Annotated in this window: 19 protein-coding genes; 7 read left to right on the top strand and 12 right to left on the bottom strand. The window is 69.6% G+C overall.

What is annotated here, in order from left to right:
• The first annotated feature begins 62 nt into the window (after positions 1 to 62).
• Complete coding sequence (locus OG504_RS29190) at positions 63 to 605, top strand: hypothetical protein (RefSeq protein ID WP_405992464.1); 543 nt, start codon at positions 63 to 65, stop codon at positions 603 to 605.
• 122 nt (positions 606 to 727) lie between these two features.
• Positions 728 to 1,762: an alpha/beta fold hydrolase gene (locus tag OG504_RS29185; protein WP_405992463.1), complete on the top strand. Its 1,035-nt coding sequence runs from the start codon at positions 728 to 730 to the stop codon at positions 1,760 to 1,762.
• A 112-nt stretch (positions 1,763 to 1,874) separates the two neighbouring features.
• Here the strand turns inward: OG504_RS29185 and OG504_RS29180 are convergent, their stop codons facing one another.
• Positions 1,875 to 2,903 carry a zinc-binding dehydrogenase gene (locus OG504_RS29180; RefSeq protein ID WP_405992462.1) on the bottom strand — a complete coding sequence of 343 codons (1,029 nt, stop codon included), beginning with the start codon at positions 2,901 to 2,903 and terminating at the stop codon, positions 1,875 to 1,877.
• 351 nt (positions 2,904 to 3,254) lie between these two features.
• Positions 3,255 to 4,232, bottom strand: coding sequence for an aldo/keto reductase (locus OG504_RS29175; RefSeq protein ID WP_405992461.1), 978 nt, complete (start codon positions 4,230 to 4,232; stop codon positions 3,255 to 3,257).
• 205 nt (positions 4,233 to 4,437) lie between these two features.
• On the opposite strand from OG504_RS29175, the gene OG504_RS29170 reads away from it, so the two are divergent.
• Positions 4,438 to 5,346, top strand: a complete 909-nt coding sequence (locus OG504_RS29170; RefSeq protein ID WP_405992460.1) for a helix-turn-helix transcriptional regulator — start codon at positions 4,438 to 4,440, stop codon at positions 5,344 to 5,346.
• 57 nt (positions 5,347 to 5,403) lie between these two features.
• Here OG504_RS29170 and OG504_RS29165 read toward each other — a convergent pair whose 3' ends face one another.
• From OG504_RS29165 to OG504_RS29145, 5 genes are all read right to left on the bottom strand, one after another.
• Positions 5,404 to 6,024 carry a DUF4240 domain-containing protein gene (locus tag OG504_RS29165; protein WP_405992459.1) on the bottom strand — a complete coding sequence of 207 codons (621 nt, stop codon included), beginning with the start codon at positions 6,022 to 6,024 and terminating at the stop codon, positions 5,404 to 5,406.
• 97 nt (positions 6,025 to 6,121) lie between these two features.
• Positions 6,122 to 7,054, bottom strand: a complete 933-nt coding sequence (gene sigJ, locus OG504_RS29160) for an RNA polymerase sigma factor SigJ (RefSeq protein WP_405996455.1) — start codon at positions 7,052 to 7,054, stop codon at positions 6,122 to 6,124.
• 380 nt (positions 7,055 to 7,434) lie between these two features.
• A complete protein-coding gene (locus tag OG504_RS29155) occupies positions 7,435 to 8,295 on the bottom strand; it encodes an SDR family oxidoreductase (RefSeq protein ID WP_405992458.1) in 861 nt (286 codons plus the stop codon).
• Entirely contained in the window at positions 8,292 to 8,723 is a 432-nt protein-coding gene (locus tag OG504_RS29150; RefSeq protein WP_405992457.1) for a hypothetical protein, read from the bottom strand. The genes OG504_RS29155 and OG504_RS29150 overlap by 4 nt, the downstream gene beginning before the upstream one ends.
• A gap of 55 nt (positions 8,724 to 8,778) precedes the next feature.
• The gene (locus tag OG504_RS29145; RefSeq protein WP_405992456.1) at positions 8,779 to 9,231 is read right to left on the bottom strand and encodes a GNAT family N-acetyltransferase; all 453 of its coding nucleotides are present in this window, start codon (positions 9,229 to 9,231) and stop codon (positions 8,779 to 8,781) included.
• A 63-nt stretch (positions 9,232 to 9,294) separates the two neighbouring features.
• On the opposite strand from OG504_RS29145, the gene OG504_RS29140 reads away from it, so the two are divergent.
• Entirely contained in the window at positions 9,295 to 10,371 is a 1,077-nt protein-coding gene (locus tag OG504_RS29140; RefSeq protein WP_405992455.1) for an aminoglycoside phosphotransferase family protein, read from the top strand.
• 40 nt (positions 10,372 to 10,411) lie between these two features.
• On the opposite strand, the gene OG504_RS29135 is transcribed toward OG504_RS29140, so the two are convergent.
• Both OG504_RS29135 and OG504_RS29130 read right to left on the bottom strand, forming a co-directional pair.
• Positions 10,412 to 10,909 carry an HAD domain-containing protein gene (locus tag OG504_RS29135; protein ID WP_405992454.1) on the bottom strand — a complete coding sequence of 166 codons (498 nt, stop codon included), beginning with the start codon at positions 10,907 to 10,909 and terminating at the stop codon, positions 10,412 to 10,414.
• Between the two features lie 128 nt (positions 10,910 to 11,037).
• On the bottom strand, positions 11,038 to 11,661 hold the full coding sequence (locus OG504_RS29130; protein ID WP_405992453.1) for an RraA family protein: 624 nt from the start codon (positions 11,659 to 11,661) through the stop codon (positions 11,038 to 11,040).
• A gap of 204 nt (positions 11,662 to 11,865) precedes the next feature.
• Here OG504_RS29130 and OG504_RS29125 point away from each other — a divergent pair, with 204 nt between their 5' ends.
• Positions 11,866 to 12,708: a nitroreductase/quinone reductase family protein gene (locus tag OG504_RS29125; RefSeq protein WP_405992452.1), complete on the top strand. Its 843-nt coding sequence runs from the start codon at positions 11,866 to 11,868 to the stop codon at positions 12,706 to 12,708.
• A 98-nt stretch (positions 12,709 to 12,806) separates the two neighbouring features.
• Here OG504_RS29125 and OG504_RS29120 read toward each other — a convergent pair whose 3' ends face one another.
• Both OG504_RS29120 and OG504_RS29115 read right to left on the bottom strand, forming a co-directional pair.
• Positions 12,807 to 14,948: a phosphotransferase gene (locus OG504_RS29120; RefSeq protein WP_405992451.1), complete on the bottom strand. Its 2,142-nt coding sequence runs from the start codon at positions 14,946 to 14,948 to the stop codon at positions 12,807 to 12,809.
• Between the two features lie 183 nt (positions 14,949 to 15,131).
• The gene (locus OG504_RS29115; RefSeq protein ID WP_405992450.1) at positions 15,132 to 16,175 is read right to left on the bottom strand and encodes a phosphotransferase; all 1,044 of its coding nucleotides are present in this window, start codon (positions 16,173 to 16,175) and stop codon (positions 15,132 to 15,134) included.
• Between the two features lie 246 nt (positions 16,176 to 16,421).
• Between OG504_RS29115 and OG504_RS29110 the strand changes: the two genes are divergently transcribed.
• On the top strand, positions 16,422 to 17,195 hold the full coding sequence (locus OG504_RS29110; protein WP_405992449.1) for an HAD family hydrolase: 774 nt from the start codon (positions 16,422 to 16,424) through the stop codon (positions 17,193 to 17,195).
• Here OG504_RS29110 and OG504_RS29105 read toward each other — a convergent pair.
• Positions 17,158 to 18,045: a winged helix-turn-helix domain-containing protein gene (locus OG504_RS29105; protein WP_405992448.1), complete on the bottom strand. Its 888-nt coding sequence runs from the start codon at positions 18,043 to 18,045 to the stop codon at positions 17,158 to 17,160. The two genes, OG504_RS29110 and OG504_RS29105, sit on opposite strands and share 38 nt — an antisense overlap.
• Positions 18,046 to 18,217: 172 nt before the next feature.
• Between OG504_RS29105 and OG504_RS29100 the strand changes: the two genes are divergently transcribed.
• Entirely contained in the window at positions 18,218 to 18,400 is a 183-nt protein-coding gene (locus OG504_RS29100; RefSeq protein WP_405992447.1) for a hypothetical protein, read from the top strand.
• The last annotated feature ends 2 nt before the right edge of the window (positions 18,401 to 18,402 follow it).

Below are 18,402 nucleotides of genomic sequence, written 5' to 3'. Positions count from 1 at the left end.
TCAACCCGGGTTACACCCCTGGGTTGAAGGAGTTCGGGGCGCGTCGGCGAATGCTCTCAGACATGACAACGACCGACTGGTTCATCGACATCGCGCTCCTGCTCATCGTCCTTCGCCAGCTGCGCGAGGAGCGGCTGACCACCCGCACCATCCTCCTCCCGCTCGGCATGATCACCTGGGCCGCCGGCAACTACCTGACCGACATCCCGACCGCCGGCAACGACGTCCCACTGGCCGTGATCTTCGCGGCCACCGGGGTCGCCTTCGGCCTCGCCGGCGGCCTGCTCACCCGCGTCCGGCACGCCGACGGGCACGTGCTGATCAAGGCCTCCCGCGGCGCGGCCGCACTCTGGATCATCAGCATGGGCTTCCGCCTGGGCTTCGCCGTGTGGTCCACGCATTCCTCCGGCGCCGCGCACCTGACCAGCTTCTCCGCCGCGCACGACATCACCAGCGCCCAGGCCTGGGTCGTCGCCCTGCTCCTGATGGCGGTCGGCGAGGTTGTCGTCCGCCTGGGCACGATCGTCGTCCGCGGCCAGCTGCTCCAGGCACGGTCCGACCGCGACGCGAACAAGCCGGCCCACCGCCCGGGCGCCTACGTCTGAGCCGCGGAACAGCCCACGAACAGCCCGCGGCACGGCGCTCGACCCGCGCACCGGACCCACAGCTCATCTCGCTCAACACTGCTCAACACCCCACCCGCACCTGATCAGCACGGAGGTCCCCCATGTCCGCATCGCACCGCACGCCGCGTGCCCGCACCCTGCCCCGGCTGGCCGCGGCCGTCGCCACGGTGGCCCTCGGAGCGGTCGCCTGTTCGTCCGGCGGCGGGCACGCGACCAGCGCTTCGAGCAGCAGGCCGAACACGCGGGCCACGGCAACCACCGCTACGAAAGCGGAGTCGACCATCGTCCCGAACACCGCCCTCAGCGGGCCGGGCGCGTTCCTCGGGCCGGTGCGCCGGATCCCGGTCGACGGCATCAAGATCGGCTACCGCCAGTTCGGCTCCGGCCCCGACCTCGTCATGGTCATGGGCGACACCGGCACCATGAGCGACTGGACGGTCGACCTGCTGAGCCGGCTCGGCAGGCACTACCACGTCACGATCTTCGACAACCGCGGCGTCGGCTACACGACCGACGACACCTCGGTCCCCGACACCATTCCGCTCATGGCGGACGACACCGCCGGTCTGATCAAGGCACTGGGTCTACGGCACCCCGCCCTGCTCGGCTGGTCGATGGGCGGCGAGATCGGCCTGACCGTCGCCGCGCTCCACCCGGGTGCGATCGGCGCGCTCGTGAGCACCGGCGGCGACCTCGGCGGCAGCGAGGCCGTCAACACGCCGCCCGCCGTGGCCAAGGAGCTCAACAGCCCCAGGACCACGGGCCCGCAGATGATGGACCTGCTCTTCCCCGCCGACGCCACCGCCGCGCGGGCCGCGTACATCGAGCAGCTCGGTCTGATCCCGCCGGAGAAGGTCGGCAACGAGACGCTGCTGCGTCAGTACCAGGCCGGACAGGCGTACGAGTCCTTCGAGGGCACCTGGGACAAGCTGCCCGACAGCACCATCCCGATGCTGATCACCAACGGCTCCCTCGACAAGATCACCCCGCCCAAGAACGCGAGCATCATCACTCGGCGGGCCAAGCACGCCGAACTGGTCATGTTCCCTGACGCCGGCCACGCGATGCTCGTCCAGGACTCCGGCAGGTTCGTCTCCCTGGTGACGCGGTTCACCAAGGCGTCAGGCATCGGATGACAGACCACTTCGGACGGCGCAGGCCGGAGACGGCCGGAGACACGAGGATCAGTCTCCGGTTGAGGGTGACGAACTCCATGGGCGCGAGGCCTTCGCTGTGTACAGGCGGGGCTCAGGGGCGGACGAGGGCCTTGAGGACCCGGCGGTCGGCCATGCCCCGGTAGGCCTCCGGCGTACGGTCGAGGGCGAAGGTCTCGTCGAAGACGCGGCCCGGGGTGATCGTGCCGTCGAGGACGTCGGGCAGCAGCTGCTCGATGTAGGCGCGGGCGGGGCTGGCGCCGCCGGTCAGGGTGAGGTTGCGCATGAACCCGTCCCGGCCGAGCGGTCCCTGCTCGTACTGCGGGGCACCGAGGCGGCTGATGGTGCCGCCGTCCAGGACCGCGCCGAGGGCGGTGTCGAGAGCCTGGCGGGTGCCGACCGCCTCGATCACCTTGTCCACACCGCCGGTCAACTCGCGGATGCGGGCGATGCCTTCGTCGCCGCGCTCGGCCACGACGTCGGTGGCGCCGAACTCGCGGCCCAGGCTGGTGCGCGCTTCGTGGCGGCCGGCGAGCACGATCCGTTCGGCGCCGAACCGCTTCGCGGCGATCACCGCGCACAGGCCGACCGCACCGTCCCCGACGACCAGCACCGCGTCGCCGCGGCCGACGCCGGCGGTGACCGCGCCGTGGTGGCCGGTCGTCATCACGTCCGACAGCGCCAGCAGCGACGGCAGCAGCGCGGAGTCGGCGGCCACCGGCAGCTTGACCAAGGTGCCGTCGGCGTACGGGACGCGGACCGCTTCGCCCTGCCCGCCGTCGACGCCGTCGAAGCCGTACCGGCCGCCGTTGCGGCAGGAGATGTGCAGGCCCTTGGCGCAGTAGTCGCAGGTGTTGTCGCTGTAGGTGAACGGGGCGACGACCAGGTCACCCGCCGTCAGCCCGGTCACGTCCGCGCCGGTCTCCTCTACGACGCCCAGGAACTCGTGGCCCATGGGGCGGCCGGTGTCGGTGGCGGGCATCGACGCGTAGGGCCACAGGTCGCTGCCGCACACGCACGCGGCGAGGGTGCGTACGACGGCGTCGCCCGGCCGCACGATCTTCGGGTCGGGCCGGTCCTCGACACGGACGTCTCCGGCTCCGTACATCACTGCTGCACGCATGAGGGGTCTGCTCCAGACGGGGGTCGTACGGGTGGTTCGGGGAATCAGCGTTGGCGTGCGTCGCCGTACGCGTGACGGGTCTGCTTCGACGGGGGTCGCGCGGGGCGGTTCGGCTGAACCGCGTTCGCGCACCGCCGCACACGTGACAGGTCTGCTTCGACAGGGTTGTGCCGGTCGGCCCGGACGATCAACGTTCGTCAGCCCCGCACGCGCATGACGGGCGTGCCTCCAACAGGAGGAGTGCCGGACGGTTCAACTGAACCGCGTTCGCGCACCGCCGCACGCATGACGGGCCCGCTCCAACAGGGGCCGTGCCGGTTCAATGGCTGTCGTGCCGGTCGGCCCGGACGATCAGCGTTCGAGCAGCCGGGCCTGTGGCTCGCTGTGGGTGTTGCCGGCCGCGGGCGGCAGAGCGGCGAGCCGGTCGAGTTGGCCGGCGGTCAGCGTGAGCGCGTCGGCGGCGGTGTTCTCCTCGACGCGGCCGACCCGCTTGGTGCCGGGGATCGGGGCGATGTCGTCGCCCTGGGCCAGCAGCCAGGCCAGGGCCACCTGTGCGGGTGTGGCACCGACCTCGGCGGCCAGGGCCTGCACCTCGTCGGCGATCGCGAGGTTGCGCCGGAAGTTCTCGCCGGAGAAGCGCGGGTTGTCCCGCCGGAAGTCGTCCTCGTCGAACTGGTCGGTGGAGCGGACGGTGCCGGTCAGGAAGCCGCGTCCCAGCGGGGAGAACGGCACCAGGCCGATGTTCAGCTCCCGCAGCACGGGCAGGACGCGCTCCTCGATCCCCCGCGTCCACAGCGAGTACTCCGACTGCACCGCGGTGACCGGCTGGACGGCGTGCGCGCGGCGGATCGTGTCCGGGCCGGCCTCGGAGAGCCCGAAGGCGCGCACCTTGCCCTCGGCGATCAGCTCGGCGACGGCGCCGGCGGTCTCCTCGATCGGCGTGTTCGGGTCAACCCGGTGCTGGTAGTACAGGTCGATGTGATCGGTGCCGAGCCGCCGCAGCGAGCCCTCGACGGCGGTACGGATGTTGGCCGGCCCGGAATCCGGGTTCCAGGGGCCGTCGCCGCCGTGGGAGATCATGCCGAACTTCGTCGCCAGCACCACCTGGTCCCGGCGCCCCTTCAGCGCCCGGCCCACCAACTCCTCGTTGGTGTACGGGCCGTAGATCTCGGCGGTGTCGATGAGCGTGACGCCCAGCTCCAGCGCCCGGTGCACGGTCCTGATCGACTCCGCGTCGTCGGTGCCGGCGCCGCTGTAGCCGTGGGACATGCCCATGGCGCCCAGTCCGATCCGGGAAACTTCCACGTCACGCAGCTTGATGTAGCGCATTGGGCCCTCTCCGGTTCATGGCGTCGCCCGGCACCCTCACGCATCTCCCCGGCAGATCGTGCCCGCGGGGACCGGGGGGTACCGGCTTCCTCCTCACCCACCTTCGCCCGGATCACGCCGGCGTGGCAGGGCGGGCTCTTCAGGGGTAACGACAGGGCCCCTCACCCACCTGCGCGGCACGGACCGGACGGGCGAGACTGGAGTCATGGCAACCGAGAGCGCGCACAGCGAGGGCGCCGAGCTGGGCCGCTATCTGCGCGCCCGCCGCACCCAGACCAGCCCCGGGCACGTCGGCCTCACCGTCGGCACCGGTCTCCGCCGCACCCCCGGCCTGCGCCGCGAGGAGCTGGCCACCCTCGCCGGCATCAGCATCGACTACTACGTGCGCCTGGAACGCGGCAAGGAGACCCGCCCCAGCCCCGCCGTCCTCGACTCGCTCGCCCGCGCCCTGCGCATGGACGACCAGGAGCACCAGCACCTGCGCGAACTCGCCGCCCGCGCCGCCCGTTACGTCTCCGAGCCACCGCCCGCGCCCAGCCGTACCGTGCGCCCGCACCTGAAGCTGATCCTCGAATCCCTGCGCCCGAACCCGGCCTACGTCATCAGCCGCAGCATGGACCTGCTCGCCTACAACCCCGGCGGCCTCGCCCTCTACCCGGGCCTCGACGACTGGCCGGTCAAGCAGCGCAACCTCGCCCGCTACCTGTTCCTGCATCCCGCGGCGCGGACCCTCTACCCCGACTGGGAGCGGCAGATCACCGGCTGCGTCGCCCGCCTGCGCGCCATCGCCGGTACGGCCCCCGACGCCCCCGACCTGACCAACCTCGTCGGTGAACTCCTGCTCAAGAGCCCGGACTTCGCAGGCCTCTGGGAGCGCTACGAGGTGACCGGCCGCAAGCCCACCCACAAGACGTTCCAGCACCCGCAGGTCGGCACGCTCACCCTCACGTCCCAGTCCCTGCACGTGGAAGGCACCCCCGGCCAACGCATCGGCGTCTACACCGCCGAACCCGGCACCCCCGACCACGACGCCATGCTCCTGCTCGACATGACCGCGCCCCGGCCCACCGAACGTCCGGCACCCCACCTGAAGGCCACCGACCGGCAGCCGTAGCCGGCCTCAGTGGCGCCCGCTCCGTGCGGTCCGGGCAGACAGCACCGATCCGGCCCGTCACAGCACCGATCGTGAGCGAGGCCGCGCCGGAAACATCACGCTCAGTCTCGGCAGCCGGTGAGCCGCCTCGCCCTCGTCGCTCTCGTCGCGCACGTCCCGACGCTCGCCGAGAGGCCCTGAACCACCGTTCCCCTCACCCTTCTCCGCCTCGACGGCGTCATCGAACGCGTCGCCGTCGTCGTCGACGCCGGTGACGATGCCGTACGCCTCCATGGCGACGTAGTCGAGCGACTCCCAGTCGGGCCAGTCGTCGTTCCACAACTCCCGCGGGCGGCGGGCCAGTTCGTGAATCTCCGGGGCGTCGGCCAAGGCATCGGGATCAGCGTCGGGATCGGTCACCGCCCTGCGGAAAACGTCCCGGCCGAGCCCCACCATCCACAACCCGAAGCAGCAGAACCCGTCGTCCGAACACCGCCCACCGAGGATCAGGTCCGCCGCCGCCCACAGCCCCCGGGTGGACGCCTCGTACGTCACCTCGTCCAGGCACACCTGGAACCCCACGATCTCGGTCAACGGCCTGCGCGACAGCTCGCCGCGCAACCACGTGAGCCGTCCGTCCCGGCCCCGCGCCTGCCGCCGGCACTCCTCGATGAGGCCCCAGAAGGAATCGATGTCCACGCCGGCACTGTGCCAGACCGCTCTGACAACGCCTGGAGCGGCGGAAGGGCCACGGCAGCGCGTCCCGCAGGAACCGGGCGAGCGACCGGCGAAGGCATCACGGAGTCTCGCCGTCGCCGTACCCATTGCCGTCGCCGTGCCCATCGCCATCGCCGTACCCGTTCCAAGCCCGCAGCTTGTCCGGATTGACCACCAGCCACAAATCGGTGATCAGCCCACCCCCGACCCCCACCGCGAGCACAGCGAACGTGGTCCCGCCGATCCGCACCGCCACCCCCGGCATCCCGTTGACGTCATCCTCGACAAGCTCCACCTCCGGCTCCCGCCGCATGAGCCCGAGGAAGAGGCGGGCCACCTTGTCCCGGCCGATGACCGGACGCAGAGCCGCCCGCACCTTGCCGCCCCCGTCGCTACGCGACTCCACCGCCGGGTCGAGCAGCGCGACCAACGCGTCGAGGTCCCCGGTCTCGCAGGCCTCGCGGAACGCGGAGACGACGCGCCCGTGTTCCGCCGCCGTGGCGCTGCCGGGCGGGCGGTGGGCCAGGCGGCGGCGGGCGGAGGAGGCGAGTTGGCGGCAGGCGGCCGGCGTACGGCCGACCGTCTCGGCGATCTCGGTGAACGGCAGGCCGAAGACGTCGTGGAGGACGAAGGCGACGCGCTCCGCGGGAGTCATCGAGTCGAGCAGCACCAGCATCCCCATGCTGACCGACTCGTCCAGGGTGATCCGGTCGGCGGGATCCTCGGCACCCGCACCGCCGCCCGTACTGGCCCACCCGGCCCCGTGCCGCACCGGCTCCGGCAGCCACTCACCGGTGTACCGCTCCCGCCGGACCCGCGCCGACCCCAGCTGGTCGAGACAGATCCGCGACGCGACCCGGGTCAGCCACGCCATCGGCGCGTCGATCGCCCGCTGCCCCTCCTCGGACAGCGCGTACCAACGGGCGTACGTCTCCTGTACGACGTCCTCGGCATCCTGCACCGAACCGAGCATCCGGTAACCGAGATTGAGCAACCGCCGACGCTCGGCCATGAGCGAACCGAGGGTCGGGACGACCGGGTCGGCCGGGAGCGGCGGGGTGACCGGGCCCTGGCCCGATCCTGACGACGAGTCGGACGACGGATTGGAAGGCACGACGGCGCTCATCCTCCCTGCAAATCCAGCGAGTTCGCGATGGCCGGGATGGCCGGGACAGCCGTGCGCGGCAGGGTCGCCGGGCCCTGGCCCGACCCGGACGACGAGTCGGACGACGAGTTGGAAGGCACGACGGCGCTCATCCTCCCTGCAAATCCAGCGAGTTCGCGATGGCCGCGATGGCCGCGATGGCCGGGACAGTCGGGACAGTCGGGACAGCCGGGCCCTGGCCGGATCCGGACGACGATCCGCACGACGACTCGGACGGCACGGGGCGATCATCCTCCCTGCGAGTCTTTCGAATCCCGCGAATCCCGCACGTCCCGGACGCCCCGCGGCCCCTGCCCGCCCGACGACTCCCGCCCGCCCCGCGCATCCCGCACACTCTCCGCCAGCCACTCATCAAACGTCCGCACCCCCCGCGCCCCACTCCCCACCGGCAACTGCCCGTCCCCCGTCATCGCCGCCCCCACCCCACCCGGCATCCGCACCGGCACCACCAACCGCCGCTCCCCCCGAGCCCGCAGCAACCGCCGCACCATGTCGACGAGTTGCTCGACACGTGGTCCGGCGAGTTCCGGGGTCATGCCCTGAGCGGGACCCAGCGCCAGCTTCACCAGGTGCTGCGCGACCTCGCGGGCGGCAACCGGCTGGGTCCGCATCCGGGGTATCACCGCGAGCGGCCCCGGCACCCGTTCGAGGGTCTGCTCCGCGAACTCGTGGAACTGCGTCGCGCGCAGCACGGACCACGGCACCACCCCACCCCGCACGACGTCCTCCTGGCGGAGTTTGCCCTGGTAGTAGCCGAGCCCGACCCGGTCGATGCCGACGATCGACAGCACCACGTGATGCCGTACGCCGGCCCGCTCCCCCGCGTCCAGCAGAGTGCGCGCGACGGCCTCGAAGAACGCGACCGACTTCCGCGCGCTCGTGGTTGTCACATTGCTCACGTCGACGACCGCGTCCACACCGTCCAGCGCGGCATCGAGCCCCGCGCCGCCCGAGACGAGGTCGATGCCCCGCGACCGGCTCAGCACCACCGGTTCCCGCCCGGCCGCGACCAGTTCCTCGACCACGTACCGCCCGACCAGCCCGGTACCGCCCGCCACCGCCACCCGCATGCCGGCCCTCGCCTTCATCGGTCGTCACCCTGCCGCTCGGAACGCGCCCCCGCCGGCACCAGCAGCACCGCCGACAACAGCAACAACCCACCCAGGGACACCACATTCAGCACCTGGTCACGCGTCCCGTACATGTCGAGATGCTGCACGTGATAGCTGAAGTGCAGCACGTTGAAGACCAGCCACACCGCACCCGTCGTCTGCACCAGCCGGGTGTTCCGCACCTGACGCAGCGCGATGACCGTCAGGCAGGCCAGCGCGAGGAACATGGACCCCGCGTCCTTGACGAGGTGCTCGTTGTAGGGGCCCAACTGAGGCAGCCACTTCAGCCCGAGCCCGGGAAAGTTCGCGTACCACCCCGTCGGCGAGAAGTAGGCCCACAGCCCTGTGTACAGGCTGACCACGGCCAGCAGACCGAGGCTGACGTACCGGATTCTTGTGTTCATACCCGTACGACGACACAGCCCCCACGAATGTCACGGCGGAGCCCGAAGCCGCAGGTCAGGCAGACGGCACCCGCACCATGAACACGTCCACCGCATCCTCGGTCTCGACGACGAACCCGTGCCGCTCGTACAACCGCCGGGCCGGACTCCCCTGCAGCACATTCAGCCGTACGACGCGGACACCGTCCTGGTCGCACCGCTCCAGCAGCTCACCCAGCACCCCGGACCCGACCCCGCGCCCCTGGTGTTGCGCGCCCACATAGAAATGCTCCAGCCAGTGGCAACGGGCGTCCGCGTCCGGCCGTAGCGCCACACACCCCGCGAACGCCCCGCCCACCTCGATCACCCACGTGTACGCCGGCTCGAACCCGTCCCGCAGCCGCTGCCGCACCCGCCGCGCGTCGTACCGCCCGAGCCGTTCCAGATCGCCGCGCAGCACGACGGCACGCAGCTCGGCGATCGCCTCGACGTCGGCCGCCGACGCGGGCCGTAGCTCCCAGTCCGCCATGATCGGCACGTTACCGCGCGGAAATCGATGGAACCCGGGCGACCCCGCTGCTGGAATGACGCGATGCACGACGACACATCCGTGATCATGGACCGAGGCCGGCACCAGGACGCCAAGACGCCCTGGGATCAGGCGACTTGGCGGGACGAGGCCCTCGGCTGGGCCGCCCGCGAACTCGCGGCGAGGGGCCTGCGCGAGAGCGGGACAGCCCGCCGGGGCGTACGCCTCCGCCCCTGGTCCGTCCTGGTCCGCATCCCCGTCGAGGGCGCCGGCACCACCGCTGCCGCCACGTCCGCCGCCGTATGGCTGAAGGCCAATCCGCCCGCCAGTGCCTTCGAGGCCCCGCTCGCCGCCGCGCTCGCCCGCTGGGTCCCGGAGTACGTCCTGGAACCCCTCGCCGTCGACGCCGACCACGGCTGGTCCCTGCTCCCCGACGGCGGCGAACTCTTCCGCCAGGTCCTCGACCGCACCCCCACCGACCCCCGCGCCTGGGAAGAACCCCTGCGCCAGTACGCCACGATGCAGCGCGCCCTCGTCCCGTACACCAAGGACCTCGAACAACTCGACGTCCCCAGCGCAAGGACGACAGCCCTCCCCCAAGTCTTCGACGAGACAGTGGAGTTCATCGGGTCGGTCATGGAGAGAACAGCAGCGCCACTACGACACCCCGCCCCCGACGTCGACCCCACCACCCTGCACGCCCTACGCCCCCGCCTGCTCAACTGGTCCGAAGAACTGGCCGACTTGGGCATCCCCGACTCCCTCGACCACTCCGACCTGCACGACGGCCAGTTGTTCACCCCGGAGCCCGGCCGCTTCACCTTCTTCGACTGGGGCGACGCGGCCGTGTCGCACCCGTTCTGCAGCTTCCTGGTCCCCGCCGGACGCGTCACCGAACGCTACGGCCCCGACGCGCTGCCCCGCCTGCGCGACGCCTACTTGGAACCCTGGACGGGAACTGGCCGTACCAGCAAGGAACTTCGCCATGCGCTCACCCTGGCGGGACGGCTCGCTGTCATCGGCCGCGCGGTCTCCTGGGGCCGGCACTTCCCCGGCGCGTCCGACGAGACGCGGGCGGCGGGCGCGACGGAGAGTGCGAGGTGGCTGCGTCAACTGTCGTACGAAGAGCCCCCGTTCTAACAGCTCCCCTTCCCCCTGGACCCGAACTACCCACCCGGCGCTACCGGTTGGCGGCCAACCACGCCTCCATGGCGTCGAAGTCCGCGCCCGTGATCCCGTACCGATGGTCGACGCGTTGCAGCAGGGCCCGTTCGGGATGGTGGGCGGTGACCCAGTCGCGGTCGGCGTCCCGGATCTCGTCGTCGACCCAGACGAAAGGCCGCCCGGCGGCCCAGGCGACGAGCGACCGGGTCTTCCAGTGCAGGCGGCCACCAGCCGCACTCTCGCTCTCCTCGGCCGGGTCGAGCCAGTCCACCAGGGGGAGTTGGGGCAACCCGAGCCAGGGCGCGACGCAGACGTTCGCGTCGTCCATCCAGGTCGTGGCCCACACCAGTTCGCACCGCAACGCGGCGAGCCGCGGCCCGAGCGAGGGGTCGATCCGGGTCAGGAGCGGAGGGGCGGCGGCGGCCGGCGGCGCGAAGCCCGGCTCGTACACCGGGTAGGTCCGCGACGCGCCGAAGGGAAGCAGCGTCCCGTCGACATCGAGGAAGAGGAGCATCGCCACCAGGATCGGACACTTTCCGCTCCTACGCCACGCCCGTCAGCCATTCCGCTCCCACGCCACGCACGGCCGCCATTCCGCTCCCACGCCACGCACGGCCGCCATCCTCCCCTGCGCCACGCACGTCACCCCTCGAACCCGCCCGCGCGCAGAATCTCGTCGACCCGGGCCCGGTGCGCGGCCTCCCAGTCGTCAAGGCTCTCGTCGCCCTCCTGGGCCAACCGTGCCAACGCCCCGGCGAGCACCTCGTCCCGCCGCGTACCCGGCACGACCACCACCCCGTCCTCATCCGCCACCACGACATCCCCGGCGTCGACGGCGACGCCCCCGCACCGCACCCGCTCGTTCAACGGCAGTACGGCCTTCTTGACCCCCGGAATCGGCACGACCCCCCGCCCGAACACGGGGAACCCGGCCGCCCGCACCTCCCCCACATCCCGGATCACCCCGTCGACGACGAACCCGGCGATCCCGCGCCGCTGCGCGATGGCACACACATTCCCGCCGGCGAGCGCGTACTCCACATCCCCCGACTCCACGACGACGACCGAACCGGGCTCGGCACGGTAGATGGCCCCGTGCAGCATGAGGTTGTCGCCGGGCGGACACCGCACGGTGAAGGCCGGCCCGGCGAGCCGCGACATCGGCCCCCACAGCGCCCGGACGCCGAGGTCCAACACCTGCTCGTGGCCGAGCAGGTCGGCGAGGGTGGTCGTAGGGATGTCCTCGAATTCGGTGGCGTCAGTCATACGCCGGACGCTACCGTCCCCCTCATGACTGCCGGGTCGGCCCTGTGCCGTGAGCGAGTCGGGTACCCGGCCTCCGAGTGAGGCCGAGGCGGGCGAGAGGCCCGCCATCTGTCACTGCGTCGAAGTCAATTCGAGTCGAGTCCAGTCGAGTCGAGTCGAGTCACCACATCAGCCGCAGCGACAGAGAGAAGAGATCACCACCGCATGCCCAACGACTTCAACGAACCGGTCATCGACGAGTTCCGCGCCAACCGGGGCCGTATGACCGGCTACTTCGAAGGCGCCCGCCTGCTCCTCCTCACCACCACCGGCGCCCGCACCGGCACCCCGCACACCACCCCCGTCGGTTACCTCCCCGACGGCGACCGGGTCCTCGTCATCGCCTCGGCGGCCGGCTCCGACCGGCACCCGGACTGGTTCCGCAACCTCGTCGCCCACCCCCAAGTCACCGTCGAGAGCGGCACGTTCACCTACGAGGCCCGGGCCGAGGTCCTCACCGGCGAGGAACGCGACCGGCTCTTCGCCCGAGCAGTGGAGGCGGACCCGGGCTGGGCCGCGTACCAGGAGAAAACCACCCGCGTGATCCCGGTAGTAGCCCTCCACAGCCTGGCGCAGGGCGGCCCGGGAACCATCAACGCGACGTCCTTCGGCGAGGCCATCAAGGTGGTCCACGACGCGTTCCGCCGCGAACTGTCCCTGATCCGCGCCGAGTTCACCACCAGCACAAACCCCACAACCCTCGGCGCCCAACTCCGCGTCAACTGCCTCACGTTCTGCCAGGGCCTCCACAACCACCACACCGGCGAGGACCTGGCCCTGTTTCCCCTCGTGGCCGAACGCCACCCGGGATCCGCTCCGGCCCTGGCCCGCCTCCGCGAGGAACACGAACGGATCGCGGAGCTGGTGGAGAAGCTGCGCGAGGCCCTCGCGTCGACCACGGATGCGGCGGCGGTCCGCGCGGAGGTGGAGCGGCTGACGTCGGCACTGGAGGCCCATCTGACGTACGAGGAGGAGGAGTTGATGCCGCTGTTCGACGCCGCGCCCTAGCCGACCAAGGCGAACAGCGCGCCGCCGAGACAGGCCCCGCCCTCCAGGGGCGTCACATGACCACGTCCAGACCGGCCTCCGGTGGAGTCATCGTCTCCCTATGCCAGTGCGCGGGCGAGATAGGGGTTGGCTCCTCGGCGGACGGTCAGGCCGAGGGAACCGGTGGCCGCCGCCAGGGTCATCGCGTACGAGTCCACCGCGCGACGGACGTTGGGAGCATCCAGGGATCCCCCTGTGACGAGACGATCGAGATCCACGTACGCGGACCGCACGATCTCGATCCACCGGTAGACGCGCCAGTCCATCTCCCAGTCCCTCGTGTACGCGGCGGGCAGATCGCGCTGCCAGCGGCGGAACATCCGGTCGCGGATCTCCGGCCCTGTCGGAGTGAGGTGCATGTGCCGGACCAGGTCGTAGAGCGGATCACCGACCATGGCCATGTCCCAGTCGATGATCGTCAGCGCCAGGCTGTCGTCACGGCGTATCAGGTTCCACGGGTTGAGGTTCCCGTGGAGCAGGGCAGCAGCCCGGTGACTCACCGCGTACCGGGAGAGGATCTCCCGGAGTCGTGGCGCGTCGGGGAGCCCCACGAACCGGGCAAGTTGCTGCGACTCCTTCGGCAAGCGCCCTACCAGATCGACAAGTTGCTCGGTCAGCCAGCGGAAGAACCCACCGCCGTCGGCGACCGGGTCGACCTCCAGATAGTCCACCTCGGTCAGGGCGCGGAGCTGGTCGACGAGCCCGTCCGCCTCGCGGGGCAGCAGCCCGTGCACCGGGTGGCGGGGCTGCTGACGGGGGTCGACCGGCCCCTCGTAGGTGTGGATGGCGAACAGGTCCTTGGAGTACGTCCGGATGCCGGTGGCAGTCTCGGAGTGGCTCTCGCCCTGTGCCAGGACCCTCGGTGCCGCCACCTCCGCGTTCGACCGCTCGATGAGCTGCAGCACGGCGTGCTCGCTGAGAAAGCAGCGCTCTCGCCGGTGGACGTTCCCCACGCTGCGCCGCACCACGACGGGGAAGTCGGTGCCTGGTACCCGGACCGCGGTATTGAGATGCGCGGTGCCTTTGAACACCCGGCCGGCCGGGGCCGCGCCTTCCAGGAACAAGGCGTCCCTGACGGCGGTGTAGGGGAAGTCAGCGTGCTCCGGGACGCGCGGGTCCGGTTTCCAGGCGATCGCCGTTCTGTCGGCCGTACCGGGCGGCCGTGCGGTCCCGCGGGCCACTGCGGACACCTGCCAGCGGAACAGGATCCGCTCGATCTCGCGCTCACCCGGCACATGACTGAGCCTCAGCGGCTCCGCACCCGCCTCCAAGGCCCGCCGGACCGCCACCGTCGCGTCGTCCAGGCTCTTCTGGTCGAACAGTTCCTCCAGCGACTTCGCGGCCCGCATGATGTCCGGGTAGACCGACTGCGCCCGCTCGAAGGCGACGTAGTGCCGTAGGTCCTTCGCCACACCCTTGACGGCCGCGGGCCGGACGGCGTGCATGGCGTGCGCCCAGGCGTCGACCACCTCTCCCCACTGGTACGACGGGTAGTGCATCCGGACAAGGTGGGTCGCGAGATCGTGCAGCGGGTCGCCGTAGGTCGCCAGTTCCCAGTCGACGCAGATGAGCGGCGGATCACCGGCGTACGACATGATCAGGTTGTCGCGGTGCAGGTCCGCGTGGAGCAGGCTGTACGGTCGCCGCGCCATGGCGGGTACACGTTCGGCCAGCCGGACCAGGGCGTCCTCGGCAACACCGAGGGCCGCGAACAGGCCACCGAAACGGGGCCAGTTGGGCTTGCGGATCTGGCTGTCCGCCGTCAAGGACAGCGTCCGCAGAAAACCCTGGCTGTCCGTGTGGTTGGCAGGCCAGAACGGCGGCCTGGGCGGCAACGCCCCGCGGCGGACCCGGGCCATCTGGGCCAGGAGACCCATCAGCGCCTTCATGAGCAGCGCGTCGACCGGCTTTCCGTTCCCGCAGACACTGGACAGCGGTACGCCGTCCACATAGCTGTGGACAGCGAAACCGTCCCCTTCGATCAGGCACTCGGGCACATGGGGCAGCACGCCCTTGATGGCCCGGAGGATCTCCGCCTCGTTCTCCCAGGTCCGGATCACCACCGACAGGGCATCGGTACGCGGTATCCGCACGGTCACGGATGTGCCGACCGGGCGGCCCACCAACTGCGCCACACCGTCCGTCACCGGCAGCACGTAGTTCCGGTTGTGGTGGCCGTTCGCAGCCCGTCCGAAATTCACGGCGCTCGTCTTGAACGCCTCCAGGTCAGGCCGGCGGGGATCACGAGGTATGCCCACTGGATACTCCGAGTGTGCTCGTACCGCTGACGAAGCAGGACAGACATAGAAGCAGATAGAGAGGCACGATTCAGGAAGGATCTTCGCGGTCTCAATACGCGGACACAGACTCGCGGCCTTCTGATGTTAGCGGACGAGCGCCGCCGCGATCCGGGATCTGCTTGGAACCTCGGCCAGCCCCAACGGGCCTGCGGCAGCAGTCAGAATGGCCTGCAGTTTCCCGACCACCGAGGGAAGCCTGACCCAGTTGATTCTCGGCCCGTCACGCAGGAAGAGCGACAGGCGAATGACGTCGGTGAATACCGACTGCGCCTTCTTGAAACCGAGAAGGCGTTCCAGGTCCTCTTCCCAGCCCTGTGCGCTGCGGGGTCGTACCCGGTGGACGACTCTGGACCATTCCTCGACGATACGGCGCTCCTGGACCGCCGAATAGGACATCAGGTGGAGGTTGGTGGCCAAGTCGTAGAGCGGATCCCCCAACATCGCCAACTCCCAGTCGATGGCCCAGAGTTGGCCGAACAGGTCGAGGACGAGGTTCTCTCGGTGCAGATCGGCGTGCAGCAGACAGAAGTCACGTTCCCTCAGCCCGGAAACGTTCTTTCTCAGCTGGACGAACGCATCGTCGCCGATACCGAGGTCTTCGAAGAGCCTCCCGAAATCCGCGTGGTTCTTCTTGTAGACCTGGTCTTCGACGAAGACGACCAGACGTTCCAGGAAGCCGTCGCAGTCGCCGTCCTCGGCGCGGTCCTCGGGCGCACAGCGCCGCTCCACATGGAGCATGTCCGGCGTGATCCGTGCCATCTCCTGGAACAGATCGACGATCTGGTCGAGGACCGCCTCAGGAATTCTCCGGTCGCCCCAGGGACGGGCCTTGAGGGTCCGGCCCTCGATGAACCCCTGCAGCGCCATGCCCTCGACGTCGTGAATGGCGGGGATGCGGCCGACCTTCCCCTGCAGCGCGCGGAGCAGATCCTCCTCGGAGCGGAAGCATCTGCGGTCGAACCACAGGATCTCCTCGCGCGGCTCCCGGAACTTCACGATGCGCGTCTCACCGGGCATGAACAGCACATAGGTCTCATGGTGATAGCCCTTGAGAGGGCCTCTGACCACGCCGTTCACGCCGCCCAGTTCGTCGGCTCGCCGCCGAACGCCGGAGAGTTGGGATGTCATTCGCTGCGTTCAGCCCGTTCCGGTGGAGCCGATGAGGTAAGGGATGGGGCACGTTACTCCACCGACTTCGAGCGCCGGTGGAGAACCCGCCCATTGAACCGCCGCGGACGACGGTACGTACGTTCACTCGACGCGACGACGGACTCGGGGGTACGTGCCCCGGGCCGGATCCCGCTCGTTGGAACATGGGAACAGTGGAAATCGCGGGCCCGTCCGCGACAGACTGTCGCGACGACTAGGAGCCCCATGACCGACGTGGCCGACGCGCCCGACGACCAGGACGTGTTGCCGCGCCTGCTCGCCAAGACCCGTGCGGTGCTGTTCGACTTCGACGGACCCGTCTGCGACCTCTTCCGCGGTGTACCCACGGCCGATGTCGCGGAGCAGGTCAAGGAGGCGGCGCGGCCGTACTGGGGCTGGCGCGATCCGGAGGACCAGGGCCGGTTGGATCCGGACGTCGAGTCCTGCTACGACTCGCACGACATCCTCCGCCGGCTCAGGGACATGTACGAGCAGTCGGCCTCGAAGAAGCTCTCGCCGGAACCGCTTGAGCTGGCGGAGAGGATCGTCACCGAGCAGGAGACCGAGGCGCTCCGGACCGCCGTACGAACCCCGCACATCGTCACCCTCGTGGACCTACTGCACGAACTCGGCGTGCCCATGGTGGTCGTGAGCAACAATGCCGAGGGCCCGATCCGCAGATATCTCGAACAACCGGATTTCCACGGGAAGTTCGAGGGTGTATTCGGCCGTGACCCGTCTGATGCCCGCCGCATGAAACCCGATCCCCATTGCGTGGACCGAGCCCTCGAACACCTCGGAATTCCCGCATCTTCGTGCGTCCTGATCGGCGATCAGATCACCGATCTGAAAGCGGCTCGTTCGGCCGGAACCTGGTTCATCGGATACACCCGGAAAGAGAAGCGGGCCAGGGAAATGGAAGAGAGCGGTGCGGACGCCGCGGTCTCCACACATCTTTCGATCATCGCGGCTGCGGAGAAGCTCCGACCTGTTTGGTGAGACCCTCCCATATCGAGTCGAACCACTCCTGCCAGCTCGTCACGAACACCGTTCCCTGCGAATGGAGTTCAGCGTTCTTCACAAGGTGAGTGAGACCGGCACCCAGGCCCTCGACATCGAGGACGTCTTCGATCACTTCACCGTCCTCCATTTCGATGGACCGCTTGTACAGCTTGTACGGGCCGAAAACCGCCTCTGCCCCGTTCAGAAGATAGAGCTTGAACTGCGGTGCCAGCGGGCTCCAGCGGATCTGAAGATCCACGGAGGGCACGAGCCCCGTCGTGTGCAGATCGCTCAGCGCAGTATGCAGGGACTCAGTGGACCGCCTTGCGATGTTCAGGAACCGCGCTTTCAGACGCTTGTCCTGAGCCGGCTGCCCGGTCTGCCAGTACGGGATGTCCAGTGATTCGGAGGGCAGCACCATGCGCAGGGCGATGCGCTGCGGGGTGATCTCCTTGACCCGTATCCGCTCCGCCTGCATGTGGATGTGCGCGTTCAGCGACTCGGACGTCAACGTGAAGACGTCCAGGGTCACTTCGGGCTGCTCGAAGGCATGATCCATGAGCGGGCGGAGCGTGACCATCCCGCTGCTCGTCGGGGACTGGACCTGCTGGCCCTGGACGACCCTGGAACCGCTTCCCTGGCGCGTTTCGATCCAGCCCTTGTTCTTCAGCACCCTGAGGACCTTCTGCACGGTGTCACGAGACACCCCGAACTCCTCGGCCAGTTCACGCTGCGGAGGCAAGAGCGAACCCCCGGGGTAGATGCCGTCGTTCATCCGCGCCCGCAGCTCACCCACGACGCGCTGGAACTCCCTGCCGCCGCCATCGCCCGGGGTGTCGTCACTCACACCGCGACCGTACCTCTCATCGCCACCGAACAAACCACTTCCAGTCAAATCACCCCGCCAACTTGACTGCCGGTTAAGGGATCAGCAGGCCAGGGAACAACAGAATTACGTCAACCAGTCCAATTGGACGGGTAGTTGATCGCTTCTCGGGAAGCGGTGGTTTGGGGGAGTCGTGATCGTCTTTCAACTGCTGGGCGTCATCTTCAACTTGGGTCTCGCCCAACTGCTCCAGTCACGCTACGGCGCACTCGGCGTCCTGTGCATGTTCCTCATCGTGGTCGGCCTCCGGGCACGCAACACGGCCTGCCTCTCCGTCGGAGCCCTGATCTTCTTCCTGCTGATGACTCAGGCCTAGGA

This window comes from Streptomyces sp. NBC_00986 (genome assembly GCF_045162565.1).
Taxonomy (GTDB): domain Bacteria; phylum Actinomycetota; class Actinomycetes; order Streptomycetales; family Streptomycetaceae; genus Streptomyces.
Note: the sequence above shows the minus strand (reverse complement) of the source record. Positions and strands in the feature narration are given on the sequence as shown.